This window comes from Ruegeria sp. (assembly GCF_040830605.1).
In the GTDB taxonomy this organism is placed as follows: domain Bacteria; phylum Pseudomonadota; class Alphaproteobacteria; order Rhodobacterales; family Rhodobacteraceae; genus Ruegeria.
This window is the reverse complement of record NZ_JBFOMD010000001.1, coordinates 14,725-25,885: the sequence shown is the minus strand read 5'-3', so window position 1 is coordinate 25,885 and position 11,161 is coordinate 14,725. Positions and strand designations below refer to the sequence as shown.

The following is an 11,161-nucleotide window of genomic DNA, read 5'->3' as shown; positions in this document are numbered from 1 at the left end:
CGTCCGGTTGCGTGCGGCGCTCCCCTGATTTCGTTACGGGTTGGAATAGGGTTCGTAGGTGATGCTCGGGTCCGAGAAGAACGGTGTGGATTTGTCCCGGATGATCCAGGGCGGCGCGTCCGGGGGCACCTCGGAGATGCTCTGCTGGTAGTGAAAGAAGTTTTCCGGGTCGAACTTGTTCTTCACGAAGAGCAGCGAGTTGAAATTGTCGCCCCAGTAGAGCCAGCGGTAGTTGAGCTGCGTGGCGCGTGGATAGTTCTGATAGCTGCGGTCGATGAAGAACCCCTCATGGCTCATCATCTCCATGAAACCGTCGAGCCAGGGCACAACGGTGGCCTTTTCCTCATCCGACAGCCAGAACACGTCGACGTAGAAATTCATGTCGACATCGCGGTGGATGAAGGCGTTGCCGTCCTTGCCAACGGGCACGCGGTTGATGGCGCCGCCATAGGGTTCGATGGCCACCGCACCGTAATTGTTGGGGGTGGAATCGAGATAATCCACCACGCGCTGCCATTCGGCCTGGCTCAGCTGCCGCGCGATATAGCCGCCCTGCTTGTCCTCGCGCGCCTGATCGGGAACGACGGGGATGTCGTATTTCTCGTCATAGAGCCACGAGTTAATCTCCTGGTAGGTGCCGGTCTTGGAGTTCTCCAGCTCGCCGCCGATGGGGTCGTCGAGCAGGGGCTGGATGACCTTGCGCCCTTCATCCTCGGGGCCGTGATAGAGGCCCGAGACCAGCAGGATTTTCTCATCGCCCTGATAGGCGAGGAAGATATAGGCGCCGAACTCATCCGGGCCGGTTCGCATGTAATTGGCCTGCAGGAATTCGAGCGCCTTGGCAGCCTTGTCGAGCGGCCATTTGATGTGAAAGCCCCAGACCTTGTAGAGGTCGTGCAGCCGGTAGCGAACCTCGAGCAGCACGCCGAAATTGTTGCCGGTGCCGCCCCGGATCGCCCAGTAGAGATCGGGGTTGGTGTCGGCATCGGCCACCACGATGCTGCCGTCCCAGAGCATCACGGTGACGCCCAGCACGTTGTCGCAGGCCATGCCGTAAAGCCGCGAGGTAAAGCCGTAGCCGCCGCCCATCATGAAGCCCGCGACGCAGACATCCTGACAGGCGCCGCCGGGCACGTGCAGGTGATAGGAGTTCAGGACCGAGTTCAGCACCTTGAAGGGCGTGCCGGGGCCGACATAGGCCATCGGCGCCTCGGGCTTGGGATCGACCACCACGTAGCTGAGTTTGCTGGTGTCCAGCACCATGGAGTTGTTGACCGAGTATCCAGCAGTGCTGTGACGGCCCGAGCGTGACACCACCCACAGGTCGTGCTTGCGTGCAAAGGCGAGGCTGTCGCGCACATCCTCGATGGTTTCGCAATAGACGATGATTTCGGGATAGTCCTGAAACGCCGGGTTCCAGAGCTGGCGGTCGTTGTTGTAATTCGGATCCGTGGGCAGAACGACCGTGCCCACCAGCCCCTTTTCAAAGGCGCGGATGTCTTCGGGATCTATCGGGTGGTAGCGTTGCAGGACGGTGTCGGTGCGGCTGCTTGCGATGCTTTCCTTGGCCAGAATGGTTTTGCTGATTTTGTGCATTTGCTGTCCCCAATAAACAAATTTTTTGAAAACCATCGGTCGGTATTCGGATCGGATCTCCGAACACGCACAACCATTTACACCACCCACGAGGGCCAAGCTGGCAGCAATCGGCCCCTTGGGTCAAGAAATCGTTTCGAAAAGCGCGCGGGCCTCGGTGACGTCGGCCAGTTCGGCGTTCTGGCCAATCCGGTCGAGCACGGGTTGCAGGGTTGGCTCGACCGCCACGCCGCGTTCCTTTTGCAGGCGTGCCAGTGCCACCGCGGCGCGCAGTTCGAACAGGTCGGCGCCGTGTTCGCGCGCAGCCGCCATCGCCTGTTTCAGCAGCGGCACAGGGTCCTCGCCGCGTTCCCGGGCCAGCAGCGCCTGCACCCGCAATTGCTCGGCCCGCGCCCAGCCCTCTTCGGTTTCCACGATGTGGAATGACGCCTGTTCCAAGGCCGTTGCCGCCGCCTGAACGCCGCCGGCAGTCAACAGATGCTCTGCCAGCAGGGTGCGGAAAAAGGGCTTGTAGTTGCCGGCCCCGCTGGCCCACCATTCTTCGGCGGCGGCGCGCAGTTCGCTGATCCGCTGCGCGTCCGGGGCCAGGGTCGCCTGAGCCCAGCTGCGCCAGAACCGGGCGGTCGTGGCCATGAACGAGAACGAGTGTTCGTCCGACAATCTGGCCAGCCGGTCGGCGGTTTCCAGAGCGGCCGGGAAATCGCGCCGCAGCAGATGCACCATGCACATATAGGTCAGAACCTGCGCGACGCTGTGCGCATGTTTGAGCTTTTCCGCCCCCTCCAGCGCGAGTGTCTGAACCTCAAGCGCGCGCTCGGGCAGGCCCATCACGCAATAGCACTTGCCAAGGAAGGCCGCCGTGATCGCCGCGTGGTCGGTGCCGTAGACATAGGCGAGATGGCCATGTTCATCCCGGTCATAGAGGGCCAGCGCCTGTTCAAGGTGACCCCGCGCGTCGGGCAGATGGCCGATATGGAGCTGCACCGCCCCCATTGCGCGGTGCCCGACCATCAGGTGTTCGGTCTTGCCGGTGCGGTCGGCCAGTTCCAGGATCTGGGCCGCCACCTCATGCGCGAGGCGGTATTCGGCGCGGACTAGGTGAAACGCGTAAAGGCCGTTGAGCACCGGGAAGAGCTGCTGCAACTCACCAATCCGGCCACAGAGCTTGCGCAGGCGTGCATAGGCATCGCCCGTGTCATCCGCCGCGATGCCCACCGTCGAGCGCAGCACCCCGGCGCGCAGAACCTGTATCTCGATCTCCTGCCGGTCGCGGCGTTCCGTCCGTGGCTGCTTTGCCAGCAGATCCAGCGCCCGGGACAGGTGGGTGACCGCTTCGGTGTTGGCCGAGCGTTCGACCGCCTGCCGCCCGGCGCTCTGCCAGTGGTGCACCGCCTCATCCGGGCGGTTTGCCATGGTGTAGTGATGCGCCAGCACCTCGGGCTGGGTCTGGGACAAATGCGGCTGCTGGTCGTGCAGCGCGCCCGCCGCGCGTTCATGCAGCACCTGCCGTTCGGTTCTGAGCAGGCTGTCATAGGCCATGTCGCGCAGCAGCGCGTGGCGGAACACGTAACCCTCGGCCGAGACCATGCCCCGTTGCAGGATGATCCCCGCCGAGACCAGTTGATCCAGCCCCGCCCGCAGGGTTGAGGGCGACAGCATCGACACCGAGGTCAGCAGCGCAAAGGTAAAGTGGCGTCCGAACACGGCGCCGGTCTGAGCCACCTCCTTGGCCATGCCGAGACGGTCCAGACGCTCCATCAGCGAGTCCCTGAGCGTGTTGGGCACCGACAGTTCCGGCAGGGGCCCGATCGGCACAAAGGTGTCACCGGTATCGCGCAGCTGACCGGATTCGAGCAGACCCCGGGTCACCTCTTGCACATAAAGCGGGATGCCATCGGCCTTGGCGGCGATCAGGTCGCAGACCGCTTCGGGCAGGGGTTTGCCCGCAACCTCGGTCACGATCTCGGCGATGTGCCGGCTGGACAGGCGACCAATCTGCAGATCCGAGACATTGGCGCGTGGCCCCCAGCCCGGGTCGAAACCAGGGCGCGTCGTCATGACGATCAGGACCGGCAGATCGCGCACCCGTTCGACCATCTGCTGCAACAGTGTGTGCGTGGTGGGGTCGATCCAGTGCACGTCCTCGAACAGGACCAGCACTGGGTCGTCCGCGGCCATCCGAACAAGCTGCTCGGACATCACCTGAAACGTCCGTTCCAGCCGTTGCTGCGGGGTCAGGTCGAGCGGGCCAAACCGGTCCTTGGTGGGCAGGTGCAAGAGATCGGCGATCAGGCACATGTCCTGATCCGCATCGAGCTGCATCAGGTCTTCGAGCTTGGCAAGCCGCTCTTCGGCGCTGTCCGATTGCGTGAATTTGGAGGCGCCTTCCAGGTGCTGGATCAAGGGGTAAAGTGCACTGTTCGAGTGATAGGGCGAGCACTGAAAGCTGAGCCTGATCCGGCCGTCCGCCCGGGTTTCCTGACTGAGCCCTTCGGCCAGGCGCGACTTGCCGATCCCGGCCTCGCCCGAGACCAGCACGACCTGCCCTGCCCCGGACTGCGCGGCGCGCCATTTTTCCTGCAGGTGTTCGAATTCGGCCCAGCGGCCAACCAGCCGGTCCGAACCGGTGTCCAGCATCACCCCGAACCGGCGTTCGTTGCGGGCCGGGCCGATCACGGTCCAGGCGGGCACCTTGTTCGAGAACCCCTTGAGCGTGAACTGGCCCATATCTTCAAGCTCGAACGCATTGCCGACCAATTTCCGGGTGGGCGCGCCGATGACCAGCGTGTTGGGTTCGGCCAGCGCCTGCAGACGCGCGGCGAGGTTCGGGGTCTCGCCCATCACCACATCATTTTCCTTTAGCCCCTCGCCATGGATGGTGCCCACGACGACAAGCCCGGTGGATATGCCGATGCGGGCCCTGAGCGGCTCGTCACTGTCGATGTCGGGCAGGGCGCCGAGGATTTCCAGCCCGGCATGAATGGCGCGGGCGGCGGCGTCTTCGTGGGCATGCGGGTAGCCGAAATAGATCATCGCCCCGTCGCCCATGAAACTGGCGACGTGGCCGCCGAACCGGCCGACGGCGGTGGTGCAGGTTTCCTTGAAGCGGCGCACCAGCTCGCCCAGATCCTCGGGATCGAGCCGCATGGACAGCGGGGTCGAGCCCACGAGGTCCACGAACATGACGGTGAGCTGGCGGCGCTCGGCCTCGATCTTGCCCGCCTTGCCGGATCGGTTCGCGCCGTCGCCCTGCGCGCCGTGGGGCATCAGCGGAGGTGCGGCGCGTTCACGCTGCGCCTTGAGGATCCTGCGCCGGGGGCCGAGCGGCAGGCCCATGTCCTGCAAATCCGCCTCGGAAAGCTCGGGCAGATCGCTTAGCTCGACCTCAGCGGCCTCGAACAGCGGCGTGTATCTCGCCAGTCCAAGGCCGTTCAGAAATGCGGCGATGTCCTTCATCTGCGGTTCACGATCCATCCCACACCGCGCCTTTCGGCACGATGCATCCCCTCTCGATTGCTCGGCGCCTGCCCCCTTTTGCGTGCCCCGTAGGCCGGGTCACCTGTGGTTACCGTCGGTCTGCAGTGTTTTCGCAACGGGCGCTTCGGTCAAGCATGCAGACCCTGTAAAGGTCCAAAATTGTTCGGAATCTTCACGGGAACGCGGCGTCGCGGGCGTATGCCAAAGGTATTTGAGATTGGGAGTCTGGGAGCGAGCCAAGGGTTTTCAGGACGGATTTACGATCCAATCGGATCGGTTGAACCGGCATTGTGCACGAACAGGAAAGGCCCGCGTTTCACGGGCCAATCCTGTGATCAGGCGGGAATCACGGCACCAGGCAGAAGCTCTGCTGGTAGTCTTCCCAGTTCGAATTGGTCAGATCCCAGTCGTTCTGGGCGAACTTGAAATTGCCGTTTCGCGTCCGGTCCCAGGCGACGAGGCGGATCGAAAAGCCGCATTCCGGCAGCGGGTCATCATTGTCGATACCGTCAAGCTCAAGATCCCACTGCTGGGTCAGGTTCAGCGTGCCCAGCGCCACATCGGTCGCAGGGGGCTGGGTGCCGGTGTCGTTCAGGCTGGCGCTGCCCGGAGGCCAGCTCTGGATCAGGGTTGCGGGCACCGGACCGCCGACATTGCCGTTGCCGTTCCAGCTGAGCGTGTAATGCGAGAAATGCTCGTCAAAGATCTCGCCCCGGATGTCGATGATCACGTCATTGCCCATGCCGTCGATCTTGCACTGATCGTCGAACTGCACCGGCGGGGAGCCGGGCAGGAACAGGGCCATGTCGACCGGATTGGGCTTTTCATTGTCCACCCGGATGCGAACCGGGGCGGAAAAGGTCTCGACCGCCGTCCCGATCTCGCGCATCACCACACGAAAGACCGCCGTTTGCGCGCCCGCAACAGTGGCCGAACGCCATGCGGCCAGATAGCCGTGGTCGGGGCATTCGGCAAAACGCCAGTAATCGGTCAGGGCGATCCAACCCGAGATATCCTCGGCATAGAGGTCATTGTCGTTGCAGGTCGGTCCGACATCGCGCATCCAGTTCAGGCCCGCATGGTTGATCGGCAGTTCCGGCCCGCCATTGACCGCGACCCGCACCTGAAACTCATGCGTGGTGTATTCCGGGCAGGCGCTGCCGGGCAGCACGCCGTCGATGCTGATGTCACGTCCGAAAGGGCGCTGGTCACCGAACAGCCCTGTGATCTGATTGATGTCGATGACGTCGATATCGCTGATCTTGTTGATGTAGAAGTTGCAGCCCTGCACGACGGTTCCGGCGGCCAACGCATCAAGACCCATATCGGTATCGCGCGGCTCAAACGACGCGATCAGGTCCTTGTTGCGCAGATACACGCCCGGCCCGACGGTCAGCGCGTCACCATCCGAAATCGAGCCTTCGCGGGCCTGAATCTCGATCGAGAGCAGCTCGATCGGGACCTGCTCGATCGGGTCGATCGCGGGTGTATAGGCGTCCAGGCCATAATCCACACCCTCGGCCGGAAGACCCGAGGGCAGAGCGGGCAACAGGCTGTTGTTGGACCGCACGATGGTTCCGTTTTTTGCCGACAGCAGGTCACCGTCCAGGAATTGCGGCTGCTGCACGTCCGGCGGGGTGCCTTCGGTCGAGAACAGGATGTCGGTGTTGGTGCCGTCCAGAATGTCGATCAGCAGCCCGGGATTTTGCCGCAACTCATCGACGCTGGTGCTGCTCAGCTTGGCCATCAGGTCGCGCTTTTCGTTCGGGGCGCCTTCGATATACACCGCGTCGAGGCCCAGATTCAGGCTGCGCGGCAGATCGAACTTAACCAGCAGAGCGTTGTTCGGCACCACCGCGCCATTGCCGAACAGCAGGTCGCCGGCGGTGAACTGACCGGCGCCGTTGACGGAATCGATCTCGGTTGAGAACGCGATGAACACGGCGCCGTCGTCGATGGTGATCTGTTCGACGGCGTCCAGCCCGTGATCATAACGCTCGATATCGAAGACACGCAGCAGATCGGCGTTGCGGGCGCAGAGCCGCGAGCCGCTGCCAACCTCGAAAGTCAGCAGATCGCCGTCGGACACAACCGGGCCGCCGGGCAATCTGGTGCCTCGCGACAGGAAATCCTCGGATGTCGAAAACCACAGGCCCTTGCAGTCCGCCAGGTTGATCCCCTGAGCCATCGAGGCTGACGGCGCGACCAGCAATGCAGCACCGGCCAGTGCGGTGCAGGCAATAATAGATCGCCCAATAAAATTGGGAAAACGCATTGATTTACTCCATAAATTTGACCGTCCCTAAAATCGCGGGACCTAAAGTATTGATTTTTATAAAATTCACCTTGGAAAAATCGGTCAAGGCAAGAGGACAGTACCACAAAAGCCCGGTTTTCGACAGGTGGGAATACCTTACTTGGGCGCGTTCACCCCGTCCGCCGGGCGCCCTGCGGGGTGGCGAGGGGCGGCGGTGGTGGTTCGCGCAAAAGTTGCCTCAAACCGGGATTCGTGCTAGGTAGAGCCTTCTTTTTTAGTAAGTTCTTGGAGAAATGTTATGAAACACGCCGCTGTTTTCGCGGTTCTTGCGGTGCTTTTCCTGCCGCCCGGCCTTCAGCCGAAATCGGGCGACATCTTCGCAGGACCGTGCAACCCCGAGGTTCAGGACTGCCCCTAGTTTCCGGCAGATAGTCAGACATCATGGTCGATTGGATCTACGTCGGAGCGATACTGTTCGGCGCCTTTTCGCTGTTGATCGAGGCGGATCGCAATTACCGCACGTCGCTCGACAACCACCCGTTTCCGTATCACGCCATCCTTGAAAAGGTTGAGCTGGAGAACCTGTGCACGCCGCGCGAATGGCTGCTGGGGTTTCTGTTCTATTCGCTGCTCTACCTGCTGGCCTATGCGCTGATCCTCAGCTCGACCGAGCTGTTCCTGCTGGTGCGCAGCGCCAATCTGGCCGAGCTGCAGGTGGGCGCGAATACCGATTACGTCGGGCCGCTTTCGGACCCGCTGGAATTGGGTGACAGCACCTATGGCAAGCCGATCTTCGTCTCGGCCTTCCTGATCGCCTTTCTGTCGATGGGCGCGATGAAGCCGGTGGAAACCTATATGCGCGCCCTCGCCCACCGTCTGGCCGGGGTTCCGCGGGGCGTCTACAAGGTGCTCGAAGCGCTGCAATCGGTCGAATATCTGAAACTCAACCGGGGCGCGCCGAGCCCGCTTGTGAACAAGTTCGACACCCTGCTGAAAGAGAAACGGTCGGAACTGTCGGGCCTGACCGATCAGTATACCGAAGGCATCCGTGCCCAGCTTTCCACCATTGATTGCCTGTCCCCGTCGGTCATTGCGGGCTTCAGCCATCTGCATTTCCCGATGACGCATTTCGACGCCTTCAAGGAGGTGCCGGACCTGCTCAGGAAAGAGATCGACGATGTCGAGGCCGATATCACCGATCTGAACCCGACCGAGGCCAGCCTGAAATCCCTACATGAAAAGGCGGTTCTGACCGCAAACAGCGCCAAGGCGGTGTTTGCGGTGTTCTATGTGCGCAACAACCACGCGATCAAGAACACCACACCGAACTCGCCCATCGCCCGGATCGAAAAGCTGATCGCCCGGGGATATCGGATCGAGCTGAACTCGTTCGCCATGTCGATCTGCGTCAGCTTCATCCTGTCGCTGATGATCTGCTTTTTTGCCTATCAGAGCTGGAACGAGGCCAAGGTGTCGCAAAGGCCCGCCCTGGCCGAAGCCGAGATCGCCACCGTTTTCCTCAGGCTGACCGAGATCAAGGGCCTCGAGGCGCGCACGGTGGCGCAGAATACATGCGTCGGGGCGCTGGCCGATCCGGCGCTGCTGACCGAGGTGGACCAGACCTGTGCGGAGGCCGTCGCCAAGGGGCAGGCAGCGTGGCTGCGGGCGCAGTTCACCCGGTTTGGCAGTTGGAGTTTTTGGGACACGTTGCAGCGCGGCCTGATGGTCTTTGGCGTTGTGGTCTCAACCATCTTCTTCCGCGAGGTGCGGGTCGATCAGAACTCATGGAAGCCCTGGTCGATCAAGCGCATCCCGTTTCTGCGCCTGCTGTCGATGAGCGCCGCGCCGGCGGCGATTGGCGTGTTTGCCCTGTCGTCGGGCTATGTCATCCAGCTGGTCTGGGATTCCGGGTTCGACCTGACACAGCGCCAGCTGACCATCCTGTTCCAGAACTACTGGATCTATTTTGCCTGGCATTTCCTGCCCGGCATGTTCCTGAGCATCGCCGCGCTGACGCTGATGGACAAACATGACGACTGGGTGTTCGAGGCGACAGCGCTGACCGGGGTCCTGTTCGCGGTGGTGCTGATGGGGCTGGCCTGGGTCATTTTCCAGCTGACCACGCCCAGCCCTCAGGCCACGGTCATCGAATTGCAGACCTGGTTCGGCGATCTGCGGATCAACCATGCCCTGCGCGACACGATTATCGTCTCGGCACTGCCTGCGCTGTTCATCTTCTGGTTTGCGGTGTTTTTGGAAGCCACCGAGGAGAGCAAGCAGACCCGCTGGCTGATCGGTCGGCCATTCGCAAGCCGTCGGGGCAAGAGCGGAGGGTTCGCCAGCCGGCGCGACAAAACCGGAGGGGGCGGCGATGCGTGACTTCTATACGTTGGTCCTGGCCGCCACGCTGATTGCCGGCACCGCAATTGCCCAGGCCTCCCAAACCGGCGAGCCGGCGGCCAGCGACAGCGTGCTGCGCATCGGGGTGCGCAGCGATGCGCGCCCGTTTTCATACCGATCCGAGCGCAATTTCGACGTTCTCACCGCCGCTACGCCGGGGCCTTTGGCAAACCGAAAATACACCGGGTTCATGATCAAGATCTGCGATGCGGTGCTGACCGACATGCTGGTCAACCCGGCCGGAGAAGGCCGCCGGTTCACGAACCGCGATCTGAGGATCGTCGATGTCGATGAGCTGGTGATGAAGAACCCCGAGAAAAGCCGGTTCGAGTATTTTGGCGAAGAGTTCGACATTCTGTGCGACCCGGCCACCATCACCAACGACCGCCGCAGCGGATTAATCCTGTCGCCGCCGCTGTTTCTGAGCGGCATCAGCTTTATCGACCTGCCGGAATTGCCCAAACCGCGGCAGGATGGTTGCCCGAGCCTGCCGCTGGTCGGTCTGGTGGGCAACACCACCGCCGCCCAGACCGGCATTCGCGCCGTCCTCGAGGCGGACGAGTTGCCGCGCTACAAGGCTCTGCTGGTCGACTATCTCAACGATGGGAAGACGAACTGCGCCAAGGAGGAGATCGAGTACGAGGCGGTGAGGATATTCGCGTCGCATTCCGAGGCGGCAGAGGCCTTTTGCGACAAGGAATATTACTATTATCTCGGGGACCACGAGATCATCACCGCCAATGCGCGCCTGATCCCCGGCTGTGATTTCGAGCATTCCGGGCGGACTTTTACCACCGACCGGTACGCGATTTTCGGGCAGATCGATTATCAGAACACCGAACGCGCCCTGCATGTTGCGCGATTCTTTGAAATTCTCAGCCAGAAGGTGCCGTTCAGCCCCTCGATCCTGGATACCGCGTTTTCGGATACCTTCATCGGAACCGAGAAAAGCCGCGCATTGGAATTGTTCTTCTGGAGTGTGCGCGGCTCAAAATAGTTGGCCTTGCCAGCGCTGTATCGCTCTGGCGGCCATGCCGCTCAGCTGCCCTCGGCCCCGAGGTCGGCCAGACGCTTTCTGCGCCGCAACTCCTGATCCAGAAGCTGAGAGATTTCGGATCTGGTGAGCACGTCCCGACCCTTGACGGAACTCTCCATGGGTTGTTGCTCAACGCCCGAAAACGAAACCTGGGCGGCTTTGGTACGAAACGGAAACTTCAAAAAAGATCTGATCGACATTTTGTGCTCCTCAGTCCGTTGGCGGGGTGTCGCTGCGGATGTTTGCCCGAACCCCGAGGGTGAGGCTCAAGGGCGTCCGTGAATGGGTGGTGGTCCGCAGCGACATCTTGCAAAAACCAAAAAAGAGCGTGGATCCAAAGGGGAAAAACACACAAAAGCGGTCAGTATTGATCGTTTAGTCAAATTTTGATGCCC

General features: G+C 61.8%; 6 protein-coding genes. 2 read left to right on the top strand and 4 right to left on the bottom strand.

What is annotated here, in order from left to right; genetic code table 11:
• Window positions 1-33: 33 nt before the first annotated feature.
• The 3 genes from AB3N21_RS00100 to AB3N21_RS00090 form a co-directional block, all read right to left on the bottom strand.
• Complete coding sequence (locus tag AB3N21_RS00100) at window positions 34-1,596, bottom strand: FAD-binding protein (RefSeq protein WP_367933290.1); 1,563 nt, start codon at window positions 1,594-1,596, stop codon at window positions 34-36.
• Window positions 1,597-1,719: 123 nt separating this feature from the next.
• Window positions 1,720-5,070 (bottom strand): AAA family ATPase, encoded by a 3,351-nt coding sequence (locus tag AB3N21_RS00095; RefSeq protein ID WP_367933289.1) that lies wholly within the window; start codon window positions 5,068-5,070, stop codon window positions 1,720-1,722.
• Window positions 5,071-5,419: 349 nt separating this feature from the next.
• Window positions 5,420-7,348, bottom strand: coding sequence for a hypothetical protein (locus AB3N21_RS00090; RefSeq protein WP_367933288.1), 1,929 nt, complete (start codon window positions 7,346-7,348; stop codon window positions 5,420-5,422).
• 423 nt (window positions 7,349-7,771) lie between these two features.
• On the opposite strand from AB3N21_RS00090, the gene AB3N21_RS00085 reads away from it, so the two are divergent.
• Entirely contained in the window at window positions 7,772-9,709 is a 1,938-nt protein-coding gene (locus AB3N21_RS00085; RefSeq protein WP_367933287.1) for a hypothetical protein, read from the top strand.
• A complete protein-coding gene (locus tag AB3N21_RS00080; protein ID WP_367933286.1) occupies window positions 9,702-10,727 on the top strand; it encodes a hypothetical protein in 1,026 nt (341 codons plus the stop codon). The genes AB3N21_RS00085 and AB3N21_RS00080 overlap by 8 nt, the downstream gene beginning before the upstream one ends.
• Before the next feature lie 41 nt (window positions 10,728-10,768).
• Here the strand turns inward: AB3N21_RS00080 and AB3N21_RS00075 are convergent, their stop codons facing one another.
• Window positions 10,769-10,966 carry a hypothetical protein gene (locus AB3N21_RS00075; protein WP_367933285.1) on the bottom strand — a complete coding sequence of 66 codons (198 nt, stop codon included), beginning with the start codon at window positions 10,964-10,966 and terminating at the stop codon, window positions 10,769-10,771.
• Window positions 10,967-11,161 lie beyond the last annotated feature (195 nt).